This is a genomic window from Chitinophaga sp. 05T412, from assembly GCF_056396465.1.
Window position 1 is genome coordinate 156,577 of record NZ_JBFTLN010000016.1, and the last position, 25,741, is coordinate 182,317.

At 46.2% G+C, this 25,741-nt stretch carries 21 protein-coding genes; 8 read left to right on the forward strand and 13 right to left on the reverse strand.

Annotated features, from left to right (window positions below; all coding sequences use genetic code 11):
• Nucleotides 1-120: 120 nt before the first annotated feature.
• From AC1DFM_RS28325 to AC1DFM_RS28335, 3 genes are all read left to right on the forward strand, one after another.
• On the forward strand, nucleotides 121-1,206 hold the full coding sequence (locus AC1DFM_RS28325; protein ID WP_477080145.1) for a Gfo/Idh/MocA family protein: 1,086 nt from the start codon (nucleotides 121-123) through the stop codon (nucleotides 1,204-1,206).
• Between the two features lie 192 nt (nucleotides 1,207-1,398).
• Nucleotides 1,399-4,116, forward strand: coding sequence for a TonB-dependent receptor (locus AC1DFM_RS28330; protein WP_477080146.1), 2,718 nt, complete (start codon nucleotides 1,399-1,401; stop codon nucleotides 4,114-4,116).
• Between the two features lie 34 nt (nucleotides 4,117-4,150).
• Nucleotides 4,151-5,419, forward strand: a complete 1,269-nt coding sequence (locus AC1DFM_RS28335; protein ID WP_477080147.1) for a right-handed parallel beta-helix repeat-containing protein — start codon at nucleotides 4,151-4,153, stop codon at nucleotides 5,417-5,419.
• Nucleotides 5,420-5,527: 108 nt separating this feature from the next.
• Here AC1DFM_RS28335 and AC1DFM_RS28340 read toward each other — a convergent pair whose 3' ends face one another.
• From AC1DFM_RS28340 to AC1DFM_RS28355, 4 genes are all read right to left on the reverse strand, one after another.
• The gene (locus tag AC1DFM_RS28340) at nucleotides 5,528-6,838 is read right to left on the reverse strand and encodes a TolC family protein (protein ID WP_477080148.1); all 1,311 of its coding nucleotides are present in this window, start codon (nucleotides 6,836-6,838) and stop codon (nucleotides 5,528-5,530) included.
• A gap of 23 nt (nucleotides 6,839-6,861) precedes the next feature.
• A complete protein-coding gene (locus tag AC1DFM_RS28345; protein WP_477080149.1) occupies nucleotides 6,862-8,442 on the reverse strand; it encodes a DHA2 family efflux MFS transporter permease subunit in 1,581 nt (526 codons plus the stop codon).
• A 1-nt stretch (nucleotide 8,443) separates the two neighbouring features.
• Nucleotides 8,444-9,502, reverse strand: a complete 1,059-nt coding sequence (locus AC1DFM_RS28350; protein ID WP_477080150.1) for an HlyD family secretion protein — start codon at nucleotides 9,500-9,502, stop codon at nucleotides 8,444-8,446.
• 297 nt (nucleotides 9,503-9,799) lie between these two features.
• Nucleotides 9,800-10,393, reverse strand: a complete 594-nt coding sequence (locus AC1DFM_RS28355; protein ID WP_477080151.1) for a TetR/AcrR family transcriptional regulator — start codon at nucleotides 10,391-10,393, stop codon at nucleotides 9,800-9,802.
• A gap of 208 nt (nucleotides 10,394-10,601) precedes the next feature.
• On the opposite strand from AC1DFM_RS28355, the gene AC1DFM_RS28360 reads away from it, so the two are divergent.
• Nucleotides 10,602-11,378 (forward strand): hypothetical protein, encoded by a 777-nt coding sequence (locus AC1DFM_RS28360; RefSeq protein WP_477080152.1) that lies wholly within the window; start codon nucleotides 10,602-10,604, stop codon nucleotides 11,376-11,378.
• A 248-nt stretch (nucleotides 11,379-11,626) separates the two neighbouring features.
• Nucleotides 11,627-12,130: a hypothetical protein gene (locus AC1DFM_RS28365; protein WP_477080153.1), complete on the forward strand. Its 504-nt coding sequence runs from the start codon at nucleotides 11,627-11,629 to the stop codon at nucleotides 12,128-12,130.
• Nucleotides 12,131-12,203: 73 nt separating this feature from the next.
• Here AC1DFM_RS28365 and AC1DFM_RS28370 read toward each other — a convergent pair whose 3' ends face one another.
• Complete coding sequence (locus AC1DFM_RS28370; RefSeq protein WP_477080154.1) at nucleotides 12,204-12,677, reverse strand: helix-turn-helix domain-containing protein; 474 nt, start codon at nucleotides 12,675-12,677, stop codon at nucleotides 12,204-12,206.
• A gap of 84 nt (nucleotides 12,678-12,761) precedes the next feature.
• Between AC1DFM_RS28370 and AC1DFM_RS28375 the strand changes: the two genes are divergently transcribed.
• Nucleotides 12,762-13,676 (forward strand): DUF4349 domain-containing protein, encoded by a 915-nt coding sequence (locus AC1DFM_RS28375; protein ID WP_477080155.1) that lies wholly within the window; start codon nucleotides 12,762-12,764, stop codon nucleotides 13,674-13,676.
• Here the strand turns inward: AC1DFM_RS28375 and AC1DFM_RS28380 are convergent.
• The 3 genes from AC1DFM_RS28380 to AC1DFM_RS28390 are packed head-to-tail and all read right to left on the reverse strand — an operon-like array spanning nucleotide 13,650 to nucleotide 15,526.
• Nucleotides 13,650-14,357, reverse strand: a complete 708-nt coding sequence (locus AC1DFM_RS28380; RefSeq protein WP_477080156.1) for an alpha/beta fold hydrolase — start codon at nucleotides 14,355-14,357, stop codon at nucleotides 13,650-13,652. The genes AC1DFM_RS28375 and AC1DFM_RS28380 overlap by 27 nt on opposite strands.
• A 50-nt stretch (nucleotides 14,358-14,407) precedes the next feature.
• Nucleotides 14,408-15,016 (reverse strand): Crp/Fnr family transcriptional regulator, encoded by a 609-nt coding sequence (locus tag AC1DFM_RS28385; protein WP_477080157.1) that lies wholly within the window; start codon nucleotides 15,014-15,016, stop codon nucleotides 14,408-14,410.
• A 45-nt stretch (nucleotides 15,017-15,061) separates the two neighbouring features.
• Nucleotides 15,062-15,526: a ferritin-like domain-containing protein gene (locus AC1DFM_RS28390; RefSeq protein ID WP_477080158.1), complete on the reverse strand. Its 465-nt coding sequence runs from the start codon at nucleotides 15,524-15,526 to the stop codon at nucleotides 15,062-15,064.
• A 92-nt stretch (nucleotides 15,527-15,618) separates the two neighbouring features.
• Here AC1DFM_RS28390 and AC1DFM_RS28395 point away from each other — a divergent pair, with 92 nt between their 5' ends.
• Entirely contained in the window at nucleotides 15,619-16,188 is a 570-nt protein-coding gene (locus AC1DFM_RS28395) for a hypothetical protein (protein WP_477080159.1), read from the forward strand.
• On the opposite strand, the gene AC1DFM_RS28400 is transcribed toward AC1DFM_RS28395, so the two are convergent.
• On the reverse strand, nucleotides 16,109-16,951 hold the full coding sequence (locus AC1DFM_RS28400) for an MBL fold metallo-hydrolase (RefSeq protein ID WP_477080160.1): 843 nt from the start codon (nucleotides 16,949-16,951) through the stop codon (nucleotides 16,109-16,111). The two genes, AC1DFM_RS28395 and AC1DFM_RS28400, sit on opposite strands and share 80 nt — an antisense overlap.
• A gap of 201 nt (nucleotides 16,952-17,152) precedes the next feature.
• Between AC1DFM_RS28400 and AC1DFM_RS28405 the strand changes: the two genes are divergently transcribed.
• Nucleotides 17,153-17,974: a DUF4846 domain-containing protein gene (locus AC1DFM_RS28405; RefSeq protein ID WP_477080161.1), complete on the forward strand. Its 822-nt coding sequence runs from the start codon at nucleotides 17,153-17,155 to the stop codon at nucleotides 17,972-17,974.
• Between the two features lie 67 nt (nucleotides 17,975-18,041).
• On the opposite strand, the gene AC1DFM_RS28410 is transcribed toward AC1DFM_RS28405, so the two are convergent.
• The 4 genes from AC1DFM_RS28410 to AC1DFM_RS28425 all read right to left on the reverse strand — a co-directional run bounded on the left by AC1DFM_RS28410 (nucleotide 18,042) and on the right by AC1DFM_RS28425 (nucleotide 25,626).
• Nucleotides 18,042-18,944, reverse strand: coding sequence for a metallophosphoesterase family protein (locus tag AC1DFM_RS28410; protein WP_477080162.1), 903 nt, complete (start codon nucleotides 18,942-18,944; stop codon nucleotides 18,042-18,044).
• Nucleotides 18,945-18,952: 8 nt separating this feature from the next.
• Nucleotides 18,953-20,770, reverse strand: a complete 1,818-nt coding sequence (locus tag AC1DFM_RS28415; RefSeq protein WP_477080163.1) for a RagB/SusD family nutrient uptake outer membrane protein — start codon at nucleotides 20,768-20,770, stop codon at nucleotides 18,953-18,955.
• A 25-nt stretch (nucleotides 20,771-20,795) separates the two neighbouring features.
• Entirely contained in the window at nucleotides 20,796-24,347 is a 3,552-nt protein-coding gene (locus AC1DFM_RS28420) for a SusC/RagA family TonB-linked outer membrane protein (protein ID WP_477080164.1), read from the reverse strand.
• A gap of 223 nt (nucleotides 24,348-24,570) precedes the next feature.
• The gene (locus tag AC1DFM_RS28425; RefSeq protein ID WP_477080165.1) at nucleotides 24,571-25,626 is read right to left on the reverse strand and encodes a FecR family protein; all 1,056 of its coding nucleotides are present in this window, start codon (nucleotides 25,624-25,626) and stop codon (nucleotides 24,571-24,573) included.
• Nucleotides 25,627-25,741: the final 115 nt, after the last annotated feature.

Genomic DNA, 25,741 nt, shown 5'->3' on the forward strand with positions numbered 1-25,741 from the left:
TCTACCGCACAACATAAGTACGGTACGTACCTGCCAGTGATCGGTTATTGGGAAGCCAAAGGGTGGAAGCCATCTTACTAAAACACTAGTAGAAACAAAACATATTTCCTAGATTTAGGAATGCGTGTTGTTCTACTTACTCTCCTGCTGATGCATGCCATGGGCAGCATCCTGGCACAGCCATTACGTGTAGCCGTAGCCGGTGTTTCTCATGGTCATGCGGCCTTCATTCTCGGTCGCCCTGATAAAGGCGATATCACCATCGTAGGTATTTATGAGCCGGATACGGCGTTAGCAAAGCTGCGTGCCCGGCAATATCACCTGCCGGAAAATATATTCTATACCCGTCTCGACCAAATGCTGGATGCCGTGAAACCAGCTGCAGTACTGGCATTTGGTTCCATTAAAGCACACCGGGATGTGGTGGCCGCGGCTGCACCCCGTCATATTCACGTCATGGTGGAAAAGCCGCTGGCCACCACCGTGGCCGATGCGCAATGGATGGATTCCATTGCCAGACGCTATCAAATACACCTGCTCACCGACTACGAAACCAGCTGGTACCCGTCCGTGGCGAAAACCTTCCAACTGCTGGAAGATAGCAGCTTCGCCGGGCAGGTCCGGAAAGTGACCATCAACGATGGCCACCAGGGCCCCAAAGAAATAGGTTGCGGACCGGAGTTCCTGGAGTGGCTCACCGACCCCGTGCTGAATGGCGGCGGCGCCCTCATGGACTTCGGCTGCTATGGCGCCAACCTGATGACGCGCCTGATGAAAAATCGTATGCCCGTTTCCGTTACTGCCGTGGCACGCCATTATAAACCGCTGATCTATCCCAAAGTGGAAGATGATGCTACCATCCTCGTAGATTACGGCGACGCACAGTGTACGATTCAGGCATCGTGGAACTGGACATTCAGCCGCAAGGATATGGAGATTTATGGCGACAAAGGATACCTCATTGCTGCGGATAAAAACACATTGATACAACGAAACAACGAACGTACCCCTGCCGCCACCCGGCATATCACCGCAACAGATGTACCCGTATACGAAGACCCTTTCCGTTACCTGATCGATGTATTGAATGGTACCCTGAAAATGCCGGATTACGGCTTATATGCGCCTGCTAACAACGTGATAGTGGTACGCATCTTGTCGGCCGCCCGGGAATCAGTTCGTACCGGCAAAACGATTAGGTTCTGATAAACGTCGGCATCGGAGGAAAATGCTATCGCTTAAACTCCCCATTCTTTAACTTAATGTTACGATTTGCTTAAAGGAGAATTAAAAAAAAGCTTCAAATGTTATGATAATATTATGAGATTTATTTAGGGCATAAAACACAGTTTTCCTACAGAATCGGGGAGGTGGTTTGTAGGAAAATCAAAATCATTTATGCCAGGAAAATTCATCTCATCATTACTGGTAATACTATTTCCAGCTTTCCTATTTGCACAACACGCCACCCTAAAAGGTAACATATCAGACGCTCACACAAAAGAAGCATTGGCGGGAGCCTATGTGCATTTAGATGATACCAAAATCACTATAGTAACAGACGCTAATGGGTCTTATACCATCTCTGACCTGACTCCCGGACGTTATAAGATCAAAGTCAAATTCATTGGTTACTACGAGTTTGAAAAGAGCGTCACCATTAATAGCTCACAGACGCTTGTGCTGGACATTTCATTGCAGCCGAATTCCAAAACACTACGGGCAGTCAGCATTACCGGGAAACTGGATAAAGAAACAGAATCCGCCTCCAGGTCCAACGAAAAAAATGCAGATAACATAAAGAATGTGGTAAGTGCACAGGCGATTGCCAAATCTCCTGATATCAACGCGGCCARTATCCTGCAAAGGCTTTCTGGTGTAACGATACAGCGCAATGGAGCCGGCGATGATTCCTATGCCATCATCCGGGGCCTTGAACCTAAATACAACAATACGCTGATCAATGGCGTCAAAATAGCGAGCCCCGACAGCAAATCCAGGTTGGTCTCTTTAGGTGTTGTACCATCTGAATTGTTGTCCAGAATTGAGGTGAGCAAATCGTTGCTGCCGGATATGGAAGGGGATGCTATTGGTGGCACTATTAACCTGGTTTTCAAAGATGCCCCTGAAGTAAGAGAATTATCTGCCACCGGCGCATTAGGGTACAGTCAGATTTTTATCGACAGGAAGTTTCTGAAATTCTCTTCATCGGATGTGCAGAAATATAGTCCTTCTGAAAGAAATGGTGCCAATTATGTGGCGCAACCCGGTGATTTCTCCCGGTCCAACCTGGATTTCAAGCCGGCCAGCGCGCCACCTACCGGCACTTTGAGCGCTTCCTACGGAGAAAGATTTTTTAAAAACAAATTGGGATTTTTAATCGGAGATAGCTACCAAAATATATGCTTTGGCTCCGATGCCGAAATTAACAGCGGCAACGCGGACCCCAATGATCCCGATCACCGGCCCCGTATCAATGACATTATCACCCAATCATTTTCTACCAGACAGTTATTAAATAACCTGATTGTACACCTCGACTATAATATCAACGCAAAGAATAAAATCACGTTAGATAATATCCTGCTATATGCCCATCAGATAGAAGGTGCCATCGGCAGAGACACTTCCATTACCGGTGGTAATGGAGGAAGAACAACGCCCGGTACTGGCCCGGTGAATAGCGCTTACAGATCTACCACCACCAATCAGATCATAGAAACCGTCAAGCTCGCTGGAAATCATATTTTATCAAAGCATTTCCTTTTCGACTGGACCGGTGTGATTTCCGATGCCACGAGGAAAACACCTGATCAGGCGCAGATTAATACGAATAACCTGACGGTGTATGATCCATCGACAAAGCAAACCACTACTTCTCCTGATTACTTTGACACGATAGATCGTTTATGGCAACATAATCAGGATAAAGATTATAGCGGTGGAGGCAACTTAACGTTCAATACCAGCAAAGGCAGGATGCAGTTGGAATTGAAAGGCGGCGGTTTATACAGACATAAATACCGGTTCAACTATGAAGATGATTATACGCTGCGACCTGTGGCGGCCTCCAATGGTGGTAAACCTACTTTTACCAATATTTATGCTGCACAATGGAATGTATACAATCCCTATGGCGCCGGCACATATAACCTGAATAACTACACGATTACCGAAAATATTACGGCTTATTATGGACAGTTTAAAATTATGTTACCGAAGATAAATATTCTCGGTGGCATCAGATCTGAAAGCACTTCCCAGGTTGTTTATATCCGCACCGACCCCACTAATCCGTCTAATGCGACCAAGTCCTATGCTGATATCTTGCCAAGCCTGCAGATTAAGTACCTCTTGAATGACAGAACCAATTTAAGGTTCTCTTATTTTGCGTCTATTGCCCGGCCGGCATTTTACGACTTAGCACCAGTATCCCCGCCCAGCACCGGCGGCATCTCCTATAAAGGTGATCCTCAGATCAAACATACCACCGCCAATAACTACGACATCCGCTATGAATTTTTTCCAAGAGAAGAGGAGCAGTTTTTTCTGGGAGTATATTATAAAGACCTGACCAACCCCATTGAGTATTCTATCGCTGGCAACACTGGCCCGAATACTTATCTGCAGCCTATTAATTCAGGCAACGCCAAAGTTGCGGGTGCGGAATTCACCTTTATGAAATTCATGGGCAACATCGGTGTGAGTGGTAACTACGCTTACAACTATTCTGATGTCAATTCATTGAAAATTGACCGGAATAACCCGGCAGTCAGGGTGTACGAGCATCGGATGCTCACCGGCGCATCGGTACATGACCTCAATATTTCCCTGCTATATAGAAATAAAAGGACTAAAATAAATGGCCAGATCGCTTATCAGTTCCTGGGTAAAACATTGACGAGCATTTACCCTAATAACGGTGACGACTATATCCAACGGTCTATGTCTTTCCTCGCGGCATCGGGCGATGCGCCTATCAGTAAACATTTTACCATGTTCGTTAAGTTAAATAATCTTTTAAATACAAAGACAGTGGTGGTACTCCACAATTTTAACAACGGCTACAACGCTACCGGCGCCTCTTATCTGGCAGGTATTCGTTATAAATACTAAAGAAAAAATCCTTTCATTCAAAAATTTACCAAAAATGAAAACGACAAAACGCTACAACTGTTTTGCAGCTATCTTTCTAATTATCGCAATGACATCCTGTGCTAAAAAAGATAGTACTACTGTTGGCACACCCGTTATTCCTCCTTCCAATCCCATCACGGCGGATACCATCGGTGGATTTGTAAAGGGAACTTTGTTAGCCGGGAAAACATACACTATGAACCAGGATGTGTATGTGAAAGCAGGAGATACTTTACACGCGCAGGAAGGTGCTAACATTGTTGTTAAGAATAATTCCCAGTTTAAAATCCAGGGCGTTTTTGAATCTGTTGGAACCCAGAAGAATCCCATTACATTTGACTCTGACACGCATACGCCAGGATCATGGGGTGGCTTTGCCTGCGATAGTGCTCAGGCTGTTACCATTTTATGGACTAAAATTTTCGACACCGGTGGTGCAGATAATAAAGGCGGCGCCAGAAGGACATTAGTCGTTAGTAAGCCCATTAAAGTTGATATTGAAGATAGTTGGATATTCAATGGCCAGGATGACGGATTAGGTTTATTTGGAGGTGCACAGGTAACCATTCTTAGAAACACCATTCAATCCGGTGGCAGCAATGATGGAGAAGCCATCAATTTAAAGACTGGCGCTACCGGCATCGTAGCATATAATGTGGTTTACAGCCAGGCTGGCACTGGTATTAAATTAGAAACCGCAACAGTAGTCACTACTGCCCAAACCACCGTGGACGTATACAACAACACCACTGTATCCTGCGGCTGGAGAAGAGGAGCAGGTGAACCAGGCAGAGGAGTTTCTGTAGGTGTGAGCGCTATAGGCCATGTATACAATAATGTGATAGTAAACTGTTATCATGGACTGGAAATTTTTACAGATGCAGATATTGCTCATACTACTTATGGTAATAACTTATTCTATTCTACCGCAGATTCATTTACGGATAATACACCACTGACGGCCACGCCTGCTGGTCCGGCCATCGTGGTAAATTTACGGAACGGATATTATCCTGGCGGCGCAGCAGGTAAACCGCAGCCTACAGATATTATTTCTACCAGTATAGCCACTGCTAATCCCATGTTTACAAATTTCAATAACGCATTTTTAGTAGCCAATGGAGCTGCTAATAACAATGATTTTCACTTGCAATCTACCTCTGCGGCGATTGGCAAAGGTGTTACTACCTGGGCGGGCATATCTACGTCGATAGCTGCTGGCAATGGTCCTAATAAAGACCTGGGCGCCTATCCTACAGATGGTACCGGAAACAAGCATTAATACGGGTTACCTGTTAAATGAAATGAGCCAGCGCTATTATAGCGCTGGCTCATTTCATTGTATAACGGCCCACTCTGCACATGATCGTATATACGACACTGTTAGATGTTAATAGGTGCCCGTTGCTTTGTTATATTTTATTTGCGCAATGAGATAATCGTACTGCGCTTTGATATACTGCTGTTCCGCGGAGCTGATAGACCGCTCTGTTTCCAGTAGGTTATTATAAGCGAAGCTGCCCAGGGCAAATTGCTGTTGTTGCTGCCGGTAAATTTTTTCAGATAACGCGTAATTACTGTGGGCGCTCTCTACATTCAGCAAAGCATTGTTTAACTCAATGGTGGCCTGTTGTATGTCAAATAACACATCGTTTGTTTGCTGCTGCAGCTGGTCGGCCGCCTGCCGGGCCTGTAACTGATAGTTCCGGATATTATGCTGATTTTTAAGATGACCGGAAACCGGAATACTCAATTTTACACCCACATAACTAAAAGGACTCCACCATTGCCCACGGGCATAATCGAAGTTGTTGTATAAAAATTGTTGTGAATAGTTCGCGGTGGCAGAGAGGCTGGGAATACCATACTGCCGTGCCTTGCGTAATTCCAGTTGTATTGTCTGTTGTGTTATTTGCAGCTGTTTGATCTCGGTTCTGTTAGTGTAGCTGTTGCCGGCAGATACAGCTGTTTGATTGGTCGCCAGTGTGTCCGTTAACGTGAGTGTATCATTAACGGGAATGTTGATTTGATATCTGAGATTTTTCATGGCCAGCTCATAAAGCTGAGAAGCACTGGTGGCCGTGATTTTAGCGTTTTGATAATCCAGTTGTGCGCGCAGGTAGTCTGTTTCAATAAGGGCGCCCTGCCGGTATTTCCCATCGGCCAGTTCATAGTATTCACGGAATCGTTGTTGATCTTTTGTGGCGATCTGTTGCTGTAAATCTTTCAGCAACACGTTGTAATACGCGGTGGCAATCTGCACTTTGATATTGATTTCATCTGACCTGTTTTTCTCTTTTTGGAGGGCCAGCTGATTGCGGGCAATTTTAATATCCGTGTTGAGAGTGGGCTCCAGTACCGGCTGTTGCAGCTCTATACCCAGAATGGTGGCGTTTTTGGCGCCCAATGCCAGCAGGGTAGGCTTATCGGACCCTACAAAACCAGGTGGAATAAAAGTAGCCTGTAACTGTGTTTGGTAATGAATATTGCCAGTGGCATTGATATCCGGCAGCCACGCAGTTTTACTTTTTTGCAGCGCATTATCCGCCAGCGTAATATTGTATCTGTTGGCTTTCAGGTCGTATCTGTTGGCAAGGCCCAGGTCCATGGCCTGTTGCAGGCTCAACTGCCGGAGCTGGTTACTTTGCGCATGGACGGTGAGCGTTAACCCGGTCAGTATAGTGAGCAGAAAAAGTTTCATTGATGTGTGTTTATAAGTTTGTATTAGTGCGCATCCGTCATGGCAACGGGTGCATCGGATTTTTTATACCGTATCATCAGGATCAGCGGTACGGCCAGCAGCATCACCATGCCTACCAGGAGGAATCCATGATTATAGCTGATCAGCAAGGTTTGTTTGGTGACGGCGCTATCGGTCAGTTGCCAGGCGAGTTGCGCTGATTCTTCCGGGCCGTAGCCCTGGCCTGCCATGCTTTGCTGAATGTTGTTGATATAGTTAGTGCTAATCGGATTATAGATACTGATGGCGGGTATGATGTTCATACGAACCGCAGCATTTTCGTGGCTCAGATAGATGTTCAGCAAGGCAACTCCTAAGGCACCGCCCAATTGCCGTAACATGTTGGATAAGCCCACCGCCTGCGCCAGGTCCTTGCCCTGTAAACCGGCTGTGGCCAGCCCTATTACCGGCATCACCATAATCACGGCGCCTATTCCACGAATCATGAAAGGCCAGAAGAAATTGTTGCTGTTTGATTCCGGAGAGGAGAAAGACATCATGAAAAGAAATAGACAGGTAAGCCCCAGGCCGGTCAGGATAATGATTTTAGGGTTCACGCCTTTCTCCATGGTTTTCTTTACGATGGCCATCCCCACAATGGTGACCAACATGCCGGGAATCATAAATGCGCCCGTTTGTGTAGCGGTCCACCCCAGTGATACCTGCACAAAGAGCGGGAAAATAAATAGGGTGCCGGTCATGATGATGCCCACAATCAGGTTCATGGCGCTACCCATCGCCAGGTTGAAGTTGCGGTACAGCCGGAGATTAACAGCTGGGTAGTCGATCGACAATTCCCGGATTACAAAAGCAATCAATCCTACTACGGACAGCACGAAGAAGAAAGTGATGTCACTGCTGGCAAACCAATCGGCAGTAGTCCCTTCTTCCAGGATGTATTGCAGGGAGCCAATACCAATGGCCAGGAAGCAAATGCCCCATACATCGATGCGTGGCTTTTCGGCATCGGCAAGGTCCTGTACATAGCGCCACGACAACCATGCCGCCACCGTGCCGATAGGGATGTTGAGAAAGAAGATCCAGTGCCACGAAAAATTATCCGTGATATAGCCGCCGAGGATTGGGCCAAAGGAGGGGCCGAGTATCACGCCTAAGCCAAATATCACGAGGCCGGTAGTTCTTTGCTCCGGCGGAAAAGCATCCATGATAATACTCTGTGCGGTCGACAGGATACCACMGCCGCCAATGCCTTGTATAAAGCGCCAGGCTACCAATACCCAGAGGCTGGTGGAGCAGCCGCACATAAAGGAAGAAAAGGTAAAGAGGGCCACGGAGGCGGTGAAATAGCGCTTTCTGCCGAACAGGTTCGACAGCATACCGGAGAGGGGGATAACAATCACGTTGGCAATGCTGTAGGCGGTTACCACCCAGGCAATTTCTGTGGTGGTAGCGCCGATATTACCGCTGATTTCCCGCAGGGATACATTCACCACGGTGGTGTCAATCAGTTCCAGTACGGCGCAGGAAACGGCGGTGAGCAGTAGTATCCACCGTGCGGCGCCGGTAGGGTAAGTGATGGGAGTGGGGATGGTAGTGGTAGTCATGTTATTGGATATTAATCTTCACAAGGGCGCTTAAGCCGGGAAACAGGGCGTTGTTGCCTGGCCGATCGATGGTGATCCGGATGGGAAAGCGCTGGGTAATTTTGATGAAGTTGCCGGTGGCATTATCTGGTGGCAGCAGGGAGAATTTAGCACCGGTGGCGCCGCTGAACGAAGCCACGTGACCATGGAGTGGTGCATCCGGGAAGGCGTCCAGCGTTATTTCAACGGGCTGCCCTGTTTTTATTTTATGCAGTTCCGTTTCCTTGAAGTTGGCGGTGATCCATAAATGCTGATTGTCGATGAGGGCACAGAGGGTTTGTCCTACGCTGATGTACTGTCCTGCTTTGATAGCGCGTTTGGTGACGAAGCCATCGAAGGGGGCGGTGACGTAGGCGTGGCTGAGTTCTTCCTCGGCCATTTTAAGTTCGGCTTGTCGTTGTTTCACGAGTGCCTGTCCCACGGATATCTGTTGGTGTTCTGCTTTGGCCTGGGTTGCCAGTCCGAGGGCGGTGGTATAGGTACTGTGTTCCCGGTTGACCGCTTTTTCATAATCGGCGCGGGCCAGGAGGAGCGTGGTTTTGGCGGCTTCGTGTTGTTCCAGTGTGGTGGCTTTGATGTTGAGTAGTTGGGTGGATCGGTCGAAGTCCTGTTGGGCTTTGGCCAGGTTGGCTGCGGCAGCGGCGATGGTTTGTTTATCGGAGGCTGCATTTTGTACGGAGGCGTGTGCATTTTGACTGCTGGCCAATGCTTTCAGGTCGGATGCACTGAGGTTTTGCTTTGCGCTTTCCAGTAGTGCGATGGCCTGTTGTACTTTGGCTTGCAGGGCAACGGTGTTGAGCAGCACCAGCGTATCGCCTTGCTTCACGGACTGGTTGTCGTGGAAGCGAACCGCATCGATATAGGCGGCTACACCGGAGCGGATAGGAACAATGTCGCCATCCAGTTGCGCATTATCTGTGGAGGCAAATGACCTGGATTTTACCAGGAACCAGGCGCCAGTACCTACGGCTGCTGCGGCTATCAGGGAAATGGCCAGCAGTTTTAAGGCTTTCTTTTTCATATGAATTGTTTGATCGTTGAATGTAAAACCGAACGCTCGGTTTATTTTAAGTGTGAAAAATAGTTTGCATAGATCTCCTGTGCCGGATATAATTCCGACCAGTCGGTATGTTTTTGATGTTAAAAAAAAGAATTGTTGCCAATTCCTGTGAAATGTACGGTTAGCCCTGCAATAAGGTGGCCTTGCGGGATAAACTAATGCGATGGCATATATGATATTGCCGGTGTATAATTGTTTATTCGTTAAACAAATTTTTACCGGATTACTTTGCGATATGCGCTAACGCCTATACGATATTTAAGCTTTCAACGTATAATACAATCCTTCCCATAGCGGCAGCAGCTCTTTGGATGCTTTATGTAAGGAGTCAGTCATGATGTAATTGACACCCATACCGTCGCCGCAATAAATAAACAATCGTGCAATTTGTCCATCCGACATGGCCGATTTAATCTCTCCTTTTTTTCGGGCGACTTTTACGATGTCTGTCCAGGCTTTCAGTTCTATTTTTTGGCGCTCCATATGCTCTTCTCTGAAGTGCGGCAGCAATTTCAGTCCGTCGAAAATCAGCATGTAGTGGTTCGAGCTGAAATCTGTGCCCATTGTATACTTAGCTGATTTCATCTGTTTTTCTACATTCGCAATGTAGGTGTGGAGGAAATCCAGTAGTGAATCTTTGGGAAAAGTATCATACTGTACAGCCATCACATCTCCATAAAAGAACTGGAGTACTTCTTCAAATACCTGTTCCTTGCTGCTGAAATAGTGGTAAAATGCACCTTTCGATAGCCCTGTTTCTGTCACAATCTCTTTCATCGTTACTTCCTTAAAACTTTTCTGCAGAAAGAGCTTTAAAGAGGCATTGAGAATTAGTTCTCTGGTATCCTTCATATAAAACCGACCATTTGGTATGTAAAAGTAATCCTTTTTCCATTTCAGCCAAATTAAATTAAAATGAACTGGATAACCATCGTGATAATGCGGTGCGGGTAGCGGTTTATGGGCAGTTAGTTTACATCTGACGACGGGATACCAACCGGGAAGAGGCGGGAAACAGGCGGTTTTACATTATCTTGTACCCCAAAAAAATTCTGTACTGATGAAATCCGTTGTTACGTATTTTAACCTTATTGGTGAATTTACCAATCCTGTAACCTTTATCTGGGGCGCCCTACTAAGCGGTTTCCTGGCCTTTGTAGTAGCCGTGGTATTAGTGATCCTCTTACGCAAACGGATACTCGTAGATCGTTCTCATCAATGGCTACGGTATATCGCTTACACCTATTTCTTCCTGCTGCCGGTGCTGGCAGGCTTTTTTGCATTTAAGTGGGGCTTCTTTAACAGTGTACGTAAGGATATCAAAGCCCATCGTGAGGTATATGCAAAACATGTCCCCGCCATATTTGATGAGCAGGCAACCGTAGCTATCAATGCCCTGTTTAGCGCTAAAGATGGTGGCGTATCCCGGCTTAGCTCCAACCAGCTGATAGATACTGTTGGTGCAGCGATATATAACGTATACGGACAAACGCTAACTCAACAGGCAGCCGCTACTGGTGCAAAGGGACAGGTGGCTGCTTTCATGCTTCGTACCACAGAAGGAGCCGGGCTGGCTTTTATCATCAAAAAATATATCCGCCAACTGCTTACGGAAAAAATTGGACTGCAGGAAGAAGTAAGTGCGGAAGTAATGCAAACAGAAATTGCTACGCTGCTGAAAGGAGGTTTATTTGTGAACATCGCCCTCCTGCAGATAGACCATTTTCTCAAAGGCATACAGAAAGGCATATTAACCACCTTCCTGCTCATCCTGGCTATTCCCTGCATAGAAGTAGCTATTGCGCATTATTTGTTGAGCAGAAAGCAGAAAGCATAAAGCATAAAGCTATTGTCGCGAATGATCTTTGCGGATAGTGTTACGCCTTAATCATTCGCGACAATAGCTTTATGCTTTATGCTTTCTGCTTTCTGCTCAAATAATATTTACCTGCCATATACAATGAGATGCCATTCAGCCTGATCTGTTTTAACTACGTTTTTTTATCCGGCTGCAATCTTTTTGCCCGTAAGAAATCGTATCTTAATTAGGTAAATAGGATAGGCGTTAACGTTATTTCATGTCGTATGAAAACAGGTACTAAGCGATTTAGCTGTTTGACCGGCTATATCGTCCCGATGCTCATTGTTTGGTTGGCTACAAGTGCCCAGGCGCAACAGGCAACCGCTTTCAACAACACCTATCAGCAAATAAGCCGGTTCATTGATACGGCGTTGATTCCCATGAAATCAGGCGCTATCAGCCTGGCATTTTCCCTGAAGGCAGAAATAGATCATGGAGAAATTACAAAACTGGATTGTTCCACCAATGTGGCCAGCGACCTGAAACCCCGGTTCTTTCGGATGCAGGAGCTGGACATCCGCTGGAATAAATTTACCGGGAGAAGCGGTAAGTATTATGTGATTATTCCAGTGTATTTTATTGTAGAACATAACACCGGGAAAATACAACTGAACTCCAAAACAGAATTTACCAACGGATTCTATTTTGATGATGGTGATTTGTTTGATAACAAACCACTGAACAATTACTTCTTCCTGAAACCTATTTATTTACAGCGTTACATCTGATAAATAGCAGAAAGCTGAAAGCATAAAGCAAAAAGCTATTGTTGCGAATGATCATTGCGGATAGTATTACGCTTTAATCATTCGCGACAATAGCTTTTTGCTTTATGCTTTCAGCTTTCTGCTCTGTTTCAGATTGCTGCCGGTATTGAGACGGCGTAACCCCTTCAAACCGTTTGAAGAATTTCGTAAAATTAGAATTGTCGAATGTAAGTCGGGTAGCAATGTCTGTGATGGTGAGCCGTGGATCTCTCAACATCTTCCGGGCTTCTTCCATTAACCGCATCTCAAAAAAATAACAGGGCGCATGATTGGTATGCAACTTAATCGTATTGCTCAGATGCACCGGATGAATGAATAGCTGGCTGGCAAAATCTTTAATGTGATACATCCGGTCAACGCTGCCATCCAGGATCTGATCTATATGCTGATTCACCGCTTCAATAAAACTGGCGGTAATGGCTGCTTTCCTGGATTGATATTTTTGCGGAAGTACGGGCATGATATTGTTGATAGATAATAAAGATACATAAATTATAGCCTTACCCATCTTCCTAAAATCTGTTAACTGATTTTAACAATTCCAGCAGGTTACCTTTTGCGGCACGAGCGTATAAAGTTTAAATTTCCTGTTATGCGCCCTTCACTGTACTATTTGCTCATCCCCGTATTAGGCTTTTGCGCCTGCAGCAACCTATCAAAAGAAGATCGAGCCATGGCTGCTACTGCCGACTCTACTTCTTTTTCCAATGACATCACCGGTATTAATTCCCCTTCCCGAAAAAGAGTGAAGTCGGCCGACACGCGATGCCGTGTCCCTAGCGTGTTTAAGGCCACCGCTCAATTAGAACACCTGGTCACCAGTTTAGGTGGCGTGGTAGCGGAAAGCAGCTTGTCGAATGAAAGTGTACAACAATATCAGTTGCCGTATAGTTCGGACTCCATCAAACGAATGCTGATATACACACCCACGGCAAATCTTACATTGAAAGTACCGGCAGATCGACTGGATTCTGTTGATCAATCGCTGACGGGTATCGCCAGTTATATTGAGCATCGCACAATCAAAGATCAGGACATGACGCTCAAGTATTTGGCGAATGCGCTGAAGAATGAGCAACACGAACAACAAGCCGCCAAGGAAGAAGTGATGGCCGCACGTCGTGAGAAACAAGGCAAACCACCGGTAGAGAAAGTAGTGGCCGGTGATAACGCTACACCGCTGGATGTAGCCACCTACAAAGATCAGAAAGATGATGCGGTGATTGATCGCAGAATGAATAATCTGGCCATTTTAGACGATGTGAATTATTCTACACTGACGGTGCAACTTTATCAGCCGGAAGTAACAGATGTACAGATTGTGGTGAACCCCGCTGCGGTGAGTCGCGCAGGATTCGGCACAGAACTGCTGACCGCCTTGCAGGATGGGACAGTCGTATTGCGTAACATCTTTTTGTTTTTTGTGCAGATATGGCCTTTCCTGATCGCCGCTGTGCTGGCGTGGATCGGCTATCGCAAATTACAACTCCGCAGAATGCAGGAATAATTCCAACGCGGAATTAAATGCTGCCGGACGTTCCATCATGGGTGCATGACCGCAAGCGGAAAGCATGACCAGTGATACGTTCGGCAGTAAGCTTTTAAAGTGTAACGCCACATCAGGCGGCGTAACCCTGTCATCTTCTCCCCAAATTAATAATGCCGGCGTAGCAATAGCTGGTAGCAGGTCTGCTACATAATTGCGGTTGGCGGATTTCGCCATCTTGACGATATGATAACATTTGCGGGCGTCAGTAGTAGTTGCAAATACTTCAGCTACCAATGCATCGGTAGCAGTGGCAGGATCATAGAAAATATTGGCTACGCGCCCTTTAATATAGTCGTAGTTGCTACGTTTGGGAAAGCTGCCCATAGTGGTATTTTCATATAAGCCAGAACTGCCCGTAAGAATCAGGCGACTCACTTTTTCGGGATGTTGATGTGTGTAGAGGATGGCTACATGGCCTCCCAGCGAATTGCCCACCAGGATAACGTTTTCCAGTTGTGCTGCTTCAATGTAGCCGGCGAGATATTTCACCAGGTAAGCAAGATTATCTTCACTGTGTTGATCATAAATAGGAAGCGGGGGAATATGAATATCGTATGCTGCTTCAAAATGAGCGATTACTTCCGTCCAGTTACTCAATCCGCCAAAAAGACCATGCAGTAAAATCATGCTTTGTTTCATCGTGTTTTTTGATACAAAGCTATTATTCTGCAAAGAGGGCGACTGTGATCTCAATCACAAAAGTTCCGGTGCTTGTCTAACAGGAACAAACGCGCTCTGCTAAGGGCTTCCCGGCTGGTGTAGAGGTAGCGGGCAATATTGGTGAGTGATATTTTCTGGATAATAAACGGCCGGCGTTCCAGTAAAAATTTGTAGCGCTGTAAAGGACTTTTTAAAGAAAGAATGTATTGATGTTCGGATTGTTGTTCCAATATTTCCTGGTAGAGCTGCAGATTTACGTGTAGTAAATTCATGTGCAGGTCGTATAAAGGCTGCAATTTTTTGATATTGATTCTCAACACGACAGCGTCTTCCACGGCGATAATACTTACCGCAGAAGGCGCCTTTTTATTATAGCTCTCACAATTGGCGAGGAAATCGTCAATAAAGCTGAATTTTACAATTTTTTCACTGCCTTCTTCGTCTACGATAGAAAACTTGAACATGCCGGATATCACAAAGGCCGCATATCTGGCTACTTTTCCATAGCGCAGAAAGGATTCTCCTTTTTTGATATGTTTTACGGTAGCAATGGAGTCCAGCAGTTGCCATTCCGCCTCGGTTACTACCGGATATTTCTTTCGGAGGCGATGGTAGATGGCTGGCAATTCGTACGTCATGCAGGCATTATTTATGGCTGCAATATAACGTTTTTTAGATGCAGGTTATTTTCTGGCGTTATCTCTTAATCTCTTTATCTTATCATGCGATTGTTTCAGGATTTCCTTTTGTTGGTTGAGCAATTCACTGATGTATGCCGGCAGGCTTTCATGATCCAGTGCATCTTTATAAGCCCGTAGTGCCGCATCTTCTCCTGCTTCGCAATTGGCCAGCAGGGTGTGGCGGTCGTGACCCGTAAAAACAGATTTTATATCTATCCAGGCACGGTATATTTTACCACTGGCAGTTGTGCCACTTGCCATGGTGCCACCGCCGGCCTGTACTTCATTGCCCAGGGCGTTGCGGAGCTGGTGGCTTTCTGCGATCATATCGGTAAAAAGTCCTTTCAGGTCGCTGTCTTCTGAAATTACTTCTTTCAAGGCTTTTTCATAGCCTTCAATCCGATCGTTATTAACAGCGATCAGGTCGTTCAATACTTCGTTGGTAGCAGCGGTGGTAATAGTTTCCATGATGATAGTTTTTTTAGTGTAACTGGTAGCTGCCATAAAACATGCCAATAGATTTATCTATTTTACACCCGGTTCAATCACCCGGTTAAAACATGCGTTTTTTATTTGTACTGATAAGTTGTTTGATATTTGGATCTGCTGATGGCAGTGGTCTTTCTTCCTGGGTGAAGCCTACTCCCGGCGGGAACGAGATGGAATATGACGGCACCAGTGCCTACAGGGCGGAGGTGCGATGGCTGAAATGCCCGGATGTAGCGTCAGACAGCGTTTATTTTCATGACTGGTACTTCTACCGGAATCATATTATTGGAGAAAGAGATAACGGGGTATATCTTATTGCAGATGAAACCAGCTGTACGACAATTACCTTCCATAGTGTGGAAGCGTTTAATCAGTATGTGGAAGAACATCGTCTTCGTCCGCACTTCTGGAAACGACGTTATGACCCTATTCATCCGGGAGAACAATGGGATACCTTCTTGTTTGCGGCTTTTGTACTAAGTCCCGTGGTAGTTCCGCTGGTGCTTTTCTACTTATTTTTACTGGGAGGAGTGCTCTTTTTTAAGAAAAAGCGCACCCGGGTTAAAATAATTTTCCTGGTGGTACTTCCGCTGTGGCCGTTGATAACGGCGTTGCTGCAGGCATATCCACAAAGTTGGTAGCGGTAATGCGGTATACGGCCGTTTCCCGGTGACGGGAAGCTACCACGATTCCGGTGCCGTTGGCATGTTGATCAAACAGCGCCTGTACCAGATCGGGGTTATTATTATCCTGGGAAAGATGCGACAACAGCAAAAGACTCATGAATGCCGGGCGGTGTTGATTGAATATTTCCAGCGCCTGTGTATTGGACAAGTGTCCTTTGCCACCACGGATACGATTTTTCAGGTAATAAGGGTACCGGCCTTTGTCCAGCATTTCTTCATCGTAGTTAGCCTCCAGGAACGCAGCATGACATTGCTGGAAATGGCGGATCACATGCTCACACGGCGCACCGATATCCGTAAATACCCCGATAGTAACGGCATTACCGGTTACGATAAAACTATGTGGTTCTGACGCATCATGAAATTTGGGGAAAGCAGTGATGCTTAAAGTACCTATTTCCACCGGCTCATAAGGATTAAATGACATGACCAGCAGTGGGTCCAGCGCCAGCCCGCCATGCGTCATGGTAGCATGGGTAATGTACACCGGCAGCTGGTATTTCTTCACCAGTACCGTTACCCCGCGGATATGATCTATATGTTCATGCGATATAAAGATCGCTTTTACCTTTTTCATTGAAAGCCCCAGTCGGGTCATGCGCTTCTCCGTTTCCCGGCAGGAAATGCCGGCGTCTACCAATACTGCTTCCTGGTCGTTGCCAATGTAATAACAATTCCCGTTGCTTCCCGAATTCAATGATGTAATAAATAGCGACATGCGGGCAAAGGTAAAATTTCAGATCGGGATTTGAATAAACCGGGTGGAGGATTGTATTGATATTCTATATTAATACAATGTGTTTAGGGGCGAGGGTTCCGGGATATCCCCGGATAAGAGCAGCTGGTCGCAGGTATCCATCTCCCCAAAATATTTTTATGGAAATGCCGGCAACCGGCATCTTCTGTAAAATGTCTGGAGATGACAATAATGTGGAAACCTTTGATGATGATTCTTTCGGGTTTATTGGCGATACTTACCTGGCCCATTCATCCGAAAGTAAGTAACCCTGCACCTTCCCGGTCTGTAGCAGAAATTCCGCTGCCGGCAGGGTATAAGCGACTGCCACAATCGTCCGGTTCTTTTGGCGCCTGGCTGCGCATGATGCAGCTGAACGCAGATAACAAAGTACATCTCTATAACGGACAATTAAAAAACAACCAACAGGCGCAATATGCGGTATTGGATATTTCTGTGGGCAACAAGGACCTGCAGCAATGTGCGGACGCGGTGATGCGCCTATATGCCGAATATTTATACGCCAACGGCGCTTTCGGCAAAATCAGTTTCAATGCAACGGATGGTACTAAAATGAGTTACAGCGACTGGATGAAAGGAGATCGTTTTGTGTTGCAAAAGAATCGTTTGCTGAAAGTAAGACAGGCAGCCGCCAACAGCGGACCTGCCTGCTTTGCCCAATATCTTGAAACGGTGTTTTCCTGGGCTGGTACGATGTCGCTCAGTAAAACACTACTACCGGTGAAGGATACACGCAGTATACTGCCGGGAGATGTATTTATCAAAGGCGGCGCACCCGGTCATGCGGTGATTGTAATGGACGTGGCAGAAAATGCGAAGAACGAGCGGGTATTTCTGCTGGCACAAAGTTATATGCCGGCGCAACAGATACATGTGTTGAAAAATCCGGGCAGCGCTGACCCCTGGTATCCGGCTGCTTTTTCGGGAAAGTTACTGACGCCGGAATGGGTATTTGACAGTAGTGAATTATCAAGATTTCCATAGCACATGCAACAGGGGTTTATATATACCACAACAGCGCACCCGTAAGTGCGCTGTTGTGTTTTTAGTTTTATTCTGCGTGGGCGATGTATTCATTTTCCACGGTTCCATCGGCATATAATTTCAAAATAGCATATCCGGGAGGAGTTTCCAGGTAATAACCTTTTCCGGCAGATTCTTTATCTCCTTCACCCCACCAGAAGCCGCTCATCGCGCCATTGCAGCAGTACCGCACGCCATTGTACACCGCATTATCGGCAAGGTGATTATGACCACTGAGGCATACCTTTACTTTGTCGCGATGCTGAAAGAACAGTGTTTTCAGTTGCTGATGATCGGAATGGCCGCCACCCACCAATATGGGGGTAACACCCAATATCGGGTAGTGCGACATCACCAGGGTAGGGGTGCCGGCGGGCAACTGTTGTAAATCTTTTACCAGCCACTGATATTGTTCTTCATCGAGTGATACTTTATCGTTATTGCCATCCAGGATAATAAAATGCCAGCCTTTGCGGGTGAAACTGTAGTAACGATGAGGTATTTTCAGTCGCTTTACCACATAGTCTTTGCCATACATGGGATCGTCCTTAGCGGGCGCTTTCCACCAGATATCGTGGTTACCGATACAGCTGAAAAGTTCATAGTTTTTCAGGCTGCTGATGCAGTCGTCCCAGACGCTCCACAGCTGTGTAACGCGTTCTCTTTTTACATCATCATAAGAGGCGTCAAAGATAGCATCACCGCCATTCAGGAAGAAGTCGACGTTGTGGTTTTTTACCTGCTCCAGGCATTTTTTAAACCGGGCAGGGGCATTGAGATCTTCACGTATATGCACATCCGTTATATGCGCTATAGTGAGTATGGGTGTACGTTTCCCATGATCGGGCGTGCCTGCCTTTAAGGCGGCCGGTCCCAGTAGGGTGCCGGCTGCCATCAGGCCTGTATGTTTCAGGATATCTCTTCTGTTCATTGTGTTGTTTATTGCCAGCCAAAAATTTGCAGCAGATTAGGATTCAGTGCTACCTGTGTGTAAGGGATAGGACGGTAGTAATACATCGGCTCTTTGAAGAGGCGGGTCCGGGTTTCGGTAACAATAGCGCCACCACCGGTGCCGTTGGTCAGGTACACGGTGACGTCATCCCCGAAAGCCCCTGCTTTATAATAGTTCAAAGTGATGCCTAATGAATTCTTCTCTTTAGCACCTTCCGTTGGAATGTCCTTGTCTTTACCAATAAGGATAATATCTTCTATACCGTCGCCGGTCAGGTCATATTTGCCAAGGCCGGGGAAGTACATGCCAGTAGGTATTTTTTCCAGGACTTTACCGCCATGCCACCTCATGAGGTCATTATAGCGATAACCTTCCAGTGCCAGTTCCACACGTCTTTCGCGGCGTATTTCGAGGATTACTCCTTTGTTTTTGCCGATTACATCCGGGAACTTGGCAGCTTGTACCGGGTCAGGGGTAGCATTTTCCAAAGCCATATTCATAGCAGGCATACCAGCGCGGCTGCGCAACAGGTTGATGGTTTGATCAACATCAGTTTGGGTCAGCGTTTCCAGTTCTGCTTTAGCTTCTGCCAGGATCAGCAAGGTTTCCGCGTAGCGATATACAGGAAAGTCCATGCTACCTGCAATGGCATTATCTGTGTAGTTAGCGTAGCCTTTTACCTGGTGATAACCGGTGAAGTTTTTATTGAGTCGCTGTATATAAGGGGTGGCATCAGACGCTCTTTTAAATCCGGGAGCAGCTAGCGTTTGCTGCATGCGGGGATCACGGTTCTGAAATTCCTGTACGTACTGCAACTTATCGTAACCTGCCATATCGGTGAAGCGCTTACCATCTTTCATCAGGTAAGTTTGCACAAGGTCGCGGGAAGGTGATTGTTCGTAGTCGCCAAATACCGTTCCGTTCACATTGCTGTTGCTGTTAGTGGCATCTTTCGTATAGTCGTAAGGACAAGCCAGTATTACTTCTGGGTTCTTTAACAGGTCGAGGCTGGAAAATAAGGTAGCATAGTCCTGGTTAGGCTGATTGGTATTATAAAGAGAGAATTTACCGGCGTTGATAATATCAGTTGCCTGTACACGGGCACTATCAAGGAACCGGCTGGCAGTGCTTTGCAGGTTCAGTTCCGGATGATATTTACGGTAAGTGCCTTCGTAGAGTGCAATTCTTGCGTACAACATTTTGGCTGCCCACACGTTGGGAGTACCACCAGGTACTTTTTCTTTGATATGCTGCGCAGCAAACAAAAGATCGGCCATGATATTGTCTACCACCATTGCGCGGGGATCGCGCCCTTTGAAGAGGGCTGAATCGCTGGGTTTAACGGTAGTGCCATACCAGGGAACATCTGAGTAACGGCTTACTTTATCATAGTAAAATGCAGCGCGATAATATCTGGCTAAACCTGCATAATGATCTTTCACATCCTGGGTTACTTTGGCGTTGCTGTAGTTGTCCAGGAAGTAATTAATATTACGTAAACGGCTCCAATCCTGTTTAGCATCCCAGCCAGAGGTAATGGTTTGGGAACTTGGGGTTCCCACCATCATGTTTTTAATTTCCAATGCTGCTGTGGAAGCAGTGTTATCACTGCTTTGATCGCTCAGATATTGTCCGGTGCCGGGTAAATTGAGTAGCCCGTTCACATACAAAGAGAGATCTGTTTCCGATTTGAAAAACAGTTCAGGTGCAATACCATCCTGAGGATAACGATCCAGGAAATCTTTTTTACACGAAGTGCCGGCAAGGAGCATTCCGGTAATAATATAGCAAGTAATTTTTTTCATGTTGAAAAGTTTAAAAGGTCCGGTACTACAAGTCAAGATTCAATCCTATTGCATATTTACGCTGGTAAGGGTAAGCCCATCCATAGCCGTCAATAATAGATTCCGGATCTACATACTTTTTAATAGCGGAGAATTCAAATACATTTTCGCCAGTAACGTATACGCGTAAACGATTAATGTGATAGCGTTTTGTGAGTGATGCCGGCAGTGTATAACCGATCGTCACATTTTTGATACGCATATATGCGGCATTCAGCAGGTATTTAGATTGTGGAATATCCAGTCCTTTGCCATTGTTTGCATCGGCCATCCAGGCTTGTAATACCGGGTAGTAAGAATTGGTATTGGCATCTGCCAGTCCTGCTTTGATGTAAGATGCACTGTGTTGTGCACGGGTAGCCTCATTATCAGYGGTAGCGCGGTAGAAGTCCAGGTTCCATGGATAGATGTTGGCATATGGTTGCTGGTAAGGCCCCCAGAACAGGTAGTGATGTGGGTAATAATCCATTTTGGCAATACCCTGCATGAATACAGAGAAGTCAAAACCGTTCCAGTTCATGTCCAGGTTAATCCCGAAGCGATAGCGGGGCGCAGTATTACCGATCACTTGCATGTCTTTCGGATCTTTGGTAGAAAGGCCCTGTTCTATTTTGCCATTGTTATCCCGGTCTTTGTATTTAGGCCATCCCTGTACAATGTCCAGTGCTCCCCATGGAACGATCGCTGTTTCGTCCAGTTTTTTGATTTCATCTTTACTCTGGAAATAGCCATCGTTTACTAAGCCCCAGATTTCTCCGATGTTCTGCCCTTCCCGATAGTTGGAAAATAATCCCTGGGGATTCGGGAAGCGGGTAATTTTTGTTTTATCATCTGACAGGGTTACTCTTATCCCTGCATTCAGTGGTTTGGCCGCTACAGTGAAATCGTTGCGGTAGCCGAGGGTTAATTCCCAACCACGTGTAGACAGGTCCGCCACGTTCTGCTGAGGAGCATCTGCACCCAGCACGCCCGGCAAGTCCCGCTCTTTCGCCAGCATGCCTTTGGTATTACGTATAAAGTAGTCAAAAGATGCCTGTATTTTGTTCTGCAGGAAGCCCAGGTCAACACCGGCGTTGCTGGTAGTTACTTTTTCCCAGGTATAGTTGGTGGGGTCTACTTTGTTGGCAGGAGCACTTTTAATGATGGTTTTATTGATTTCGTTTTCGATCAGGTAGTGCGACATATCCGTAGGCAGTGTTTCGCGGAATCCGAAGTAAGACACGTTCTGATTACCGAGGCTGCCATAGGAAGCCCTGAATTTGAGCGTAGATAATACGGGAGATAAATTACGCACAAAGCTTTCTTCGCTGGCGATCCAGGCGGCAGACAAAGAAGGGAACATACCCCAGCGTCTGATCGAAGGAAAACGGGAAGAACCGTCATATCTGCCATTCGCTTCAAGAATGTAGCGGTCTTTGAACGTATAGTTTATTCTTCCGAATACGCTCTGTATGCCATAGGACTGATACTGCGTACCTGCAGTAGCTGCGCCGCTGGTCAATGCGATGTAGGGCAGGGAAGGGGAAATAAGATTCAGCTTCTGGGCGTCAATACGCTGCCATTCATAATTTTCCTGGTTGTATCCTACTACCACATTAATGCTGTGTTGACGGGCAAAGGTTTTATGGTAATTAGCAAACAGGTCAAATACATCATGAATAATGGTACCGTTTTGCTCTGTTATTGAGTTGCTGGAACCTTCTGTGCGCACATCATTGGGGCCGTAACCAATGTTATACGGCTTCTGATCAATATGGTATTTCCGTAATTCTCTGTTAAAGCTGGCATCCCCCGTGATTTGCAGGTCGTTGTTCAGTAAAGATACCACCCCTCTTATCACATCCTGGAATCCAAAACGTGTTTCGAGATTGCGTCCTCCATCTACCAGTTGGGCAGCGAGTCGGCCGGCGCCGGTATTAGCCCAGCTACCATCGGGATTTACAGCCACCTGCGTAGGTTGCAGATAGTATACGTCCGTGATGTTATAAGCAGGTGCGTCCGCCTTGGTTTGATAAACACTCAGGTTGTTATCCAGCTGCAACCATTTGATCGGGCGCATATTAATCTTAGCCCGCATACCATAACGATTCCAGTCGTCTTTTGCCAGTTTATTCAAACCGTTTTCTTTGGTATAATCCGCTGAAATGAGATAAGTAATGGGTGCTTTTTTAGCTGTTTCCGCACTACCACTCAGGGAAATGCTATGATACTGAGAGGAATTGGTTTTGCTAAAGAAATAATTATTCCAGTTGTTGCTGCCCATATAAGCCCATTTGGTAGGGTCGCTGGGATCTACACGGGTATCGGGGAGAGAAGGATTATCAGATCTTTCTTTTGCCCATTTATAATATTCGTCGGAGTAGTTTACATAGTCCCACGGCGTGTTATTGGTAGCTGTTTCCAGTACACGGGAATAGATATATGGATCAGTAACGGCATCCGGCATCACGGTACGACGTGATTTAGCGAAGTAATTACTGTAGCTGAGAGACTGTTTGCCGCCAGGTGTACCGTTTTTGGTGGTAATCAGGATGACGCCAAAGGAAGCTCTCGCTCCATAGATAGCAGCGGAAGCGGCATCGCGTAACACCGATATAGATGCAATATCGCTGGGATTGATGCGCATCATATCTTCTGTTGTACCGGAGATACCATCAATGATAATCAATGGCGCCACCATACCATTAGTAGCAGTATTGTTGCTGACAGTGGCAATGGTTGCAAAGCCACGGATATTGATGTTCGGCACCTGACCTGGTTTACCGCCGCCATAGCTGATGTTCAGCCCGGGGCTTAAACCTTGCAAGCCCTGCACCACATTGGCAATAGGCCTCGCTGCCAGTTGCTTACCTGAAATCTGATCAATGGCGCCGGTAACGTTTATTTTCTTCTGTGTACCATAACCTACCACAATCACTTCTTCCATAGAGTTTTTAGAAGGCTCCATGGTGATGGTCAGGGTTTCCCGGCCATTGAGGGTTACTTCCTGCTGGTCAAAGCCGATGTAGGTAACTACCAGTATAGCGTTTTCAGGTACTTTCAATTCAAAATTACCTTTATCGTTGGTCATAGACCCAATGGTGGTGTTTTTCAGGCGCACGGTTACACCAGGTAATGGATCGCCTGTCGTATTTACTACGCGTCCTTTTACCGTAATATCCTTACTCACCACGGCTGCYGGCGCAATCACAATCAGGTTGTCCGACATCTTCCGGAAGCGGAGAGAAGTATTATCGAGTATTTTATTTAATACCATGTCGATGCTGCCATCTATCACATCCAGTGATACTTTGTGATTTTGCGGCAGATTATCATCGTTATAAACAAACCGGTAATGGCTGTTTTTTTCCAGCAACGTGAGCGCTTTTTCCAGTTGTACCTGGCTGAGCTTCAGCGTGATGGTGGACTGTGAGTGTACCGATGCGCTGACATGTAAGCAGGCCACGGTAAGCAGCAGCATAGAAAGCTTCATAAAAATCAACAGTTTATACAACTCCCGCTTAGGCGGAAGCCAATTGTCCACTGTACTTTTTTTCATACATTTGTTTTGTTGGTTAATAATTGTTGATGGAAAGTTTACCCAATACAATGCTGTTAACCGATATTTGGACGGGGAATGGTACGAACATTTCCCGTTTTTTTTCGGTTAAAAGCTTACTGTTAAAGCTGTTTGTTTACGTTGTTATTATTTTATGTTTTAGCTATTAAATGAACCTGTCTTTATTTTATTTCGCGCGACTGATGTTTAAGTGAACGTTTGTTTATTGAATCCATATTTTACCGGCAGCATCTTTTTGCCAGGTGAATGATAACGTGGTCTCCAGCGCATTGAGTACCTGTTCCAGGTTTTCCGACTCAAATACGCCACTAAAGTATAATTGCTTTTTTCGATTGTCTTTAAATCCAATTTCCACCCCATACCATTCTTCCAGCATCACCACTACTTTTTCCAGCTCCAGGTGTTTAAATGCCAGTTTATTCTGTACCCATGCGGTTTCTGTCAGCACGCTGTCCTGTACGGGACTGAGTTTGCTTTTATAAATCACAATAGGCGCCGGGGCCGCTACAGTATGGATTTCGGCCACCGCCTGCTGCACGGGAACCGTCAGCTTTTCATTTGGTTTGAGAGATATCACCTGGTTGTCAGCGTTCTTCAATACCACTTCTACGGCGCCCTGCACTAAGGAGGTAACGGCGCTGTCTTCCTGCGGATAGGCTCTTACGTTAAAAGCAGTACCTAACACCCTTACCTGAAGGGTTTTGGTATGTACGCGAAACGGACGTTCTGCATCTGCGGTAACGATGAAATAGGCTTCTCCTTCCAGTGTTACTTCTCTGGGAGCATGGGCCGCAAATTGTTTGGGATAGTCCAGTTTACTGCCTGCATTCAGCCATACCCGTGTGCCATCAGGCAGGAGTACCTGAGAACGCATTCTCTTTTCGGTGACCATTTGCGCCAGTTCCGCCGGTTTTTTGTGAGGCAACGGATACCACCACCAGGCGCCAACCGCCAGCAGTACCAATACGCTGGCCGCTATACCGACGTACCATCCTGTCATCCGGCGTTTCACCGGTGCTTCAACGACAGGGGCAGCTGTTAGTGTCTGCATTCTTAATTGATGCTTCTCCAACAGTTGCTGTACCTGTGAACCGGTATATTGTTTCCCGGCAGGTACCCAGTTTTGTGCAAATATTTCGCGGATATAGCTGGCGTCAGGATATTGCTGCAATAGCTGCTGCAAGTCCACTGCTTCGTCTTCCGTTAATATGCCGGCCATTTCGCGGGCCAGTAGCGTGTACAGTTTTTCCTGATCCATAGTTTCAGTTAAGGACAAATAACGACCTCATTTTATGGGTAAATAGTAACTTTTGTCCTTCCCACTATTAGAAGGACAAATAAACCAATGAAAACTCCCTAAAGAAAAATAAAAA

Coding starts and splice junctions, on each gene's coding strand:
- AC1DFM_RS28385 (WP_477080157.1), bottom strand. CDS start 15,016: ATGACGTACGAATTGCCAGCCATCTACCATCGCCTCCGAAAGAAATAT.
- AC1DFM_RS28325 (WP_477080145.1), top strand. CDS start 121: ATGCGTGTTGTTCTACTTACTCTCCTGCTGATGCATGCCATGGGCAGC.
- AC1DFM_RS28395 (WP_477080159.1), top strand. CDS start 15,619: ATGCGTTTTTTATTTGTACTGATAAGTTGTTTGATATTTGGATCTGCT.
- AC1DFM_RS28370 (WP_477080154.1), bottom strand. CDS start 12,677: ATGGGTAAGGCTATAATTTATGTATCTTTATTATCTATCAACAATATC.
- AC1DFM_RS28365 (WP_477080153.1), top strand. CDS start 11,627: ATGAAAACAGGTACTAAGCGATTTAGCTGTTTGACCGGCTATATCGTC.
- AC1DFM_RS28390 (WP_477080158.1), bottom strand. CDS start 15,526: ATGGAAACTATTACCACCGCTGCTACCAACGAAGTATTGAACGACCTG.
- AC1DFM_RS28405 (WP_477080161.1), top strand. CDS start 17,153: ATGACAATAATGTGGAAACCTTTGATGATGATTCTTTCGGGTTTATTG.
- AC1DFM_RS28355 (WP_477080151.1), bottom strand. CDS start 10,393: ATGAAGGATACCAGAGAACTAATTCTCAATGCCTCTTTAAAGCTCTTT.
- AC1DFM_RS28340 (WP_477080148.1), bottom strand. CDS start 6,838: ATGAAACTTTTTCTGCTCACTATACTGACCGGGTTAACGCTCACCGTC.
- AC1DFM_RS28410 (WP_477080162.1), bottom strand. CDS start 18,944: ATGAACAGAAGAGATATCCTGAAACATACAGGCCTGATGGCAGCCGGC.
- AC1DFM_RS28425 (WP_477080165.1), bottom strand. CDS start 25,626: ATGGATCAGGAAAAACTGTACACGCTACTGGCCCGCGAAATGGCCGGC.
- AC1DFM_RS28375 (WP_477080155.1), top strand. CDS start 12,762: ATGCGCCCTTCACTGTACTATTTGCTCATCCCCGTATTAGGCTTTTGC.
- AC1DFM_RS28360 (WP_477080152.1), top strand. CDS start 10,602: ATGAAATCCGTTGTTACGTATTTTAACCTTATTGGTGAATTTACCAAT.
- AC1DFM_RS28335 (WP_477080147.1), top strand. CDS start 4,151: ATGAAAACGACAAAACGCTACAACTGTTTTGCAGCTATCTTTCTAATT.
- AC1DFM_RS28380 (WP_477080156.1), bottom strand. CDS start 14,357: ATGAAACAAAGCATGATTTTACTGCATGGTCTTTTTGGCGGATTGAGT.
- AC1DFM_RS28350 (WP_477080150.1), bottom strand. CDS start 9,502: ATGAAAAAGAAAGCCTTAAAACTGCTGGCCATTTCCCTGATAGCCGCA.
- AC1DFM_RS28415 (WP_477080163.1), bottom strand. CDS start 20,770: ATGAAAAAAATTACTTGCTATATTATTACCGGAATGCTCCTTGCCGGC.
- AC1DFM_RS28400 (WP_477080160.1), bottom strand. CDS start 16,951: ATGTCGCTATTTATTACATCATTGAATTCGGGAAGCAACGGGAATTGT.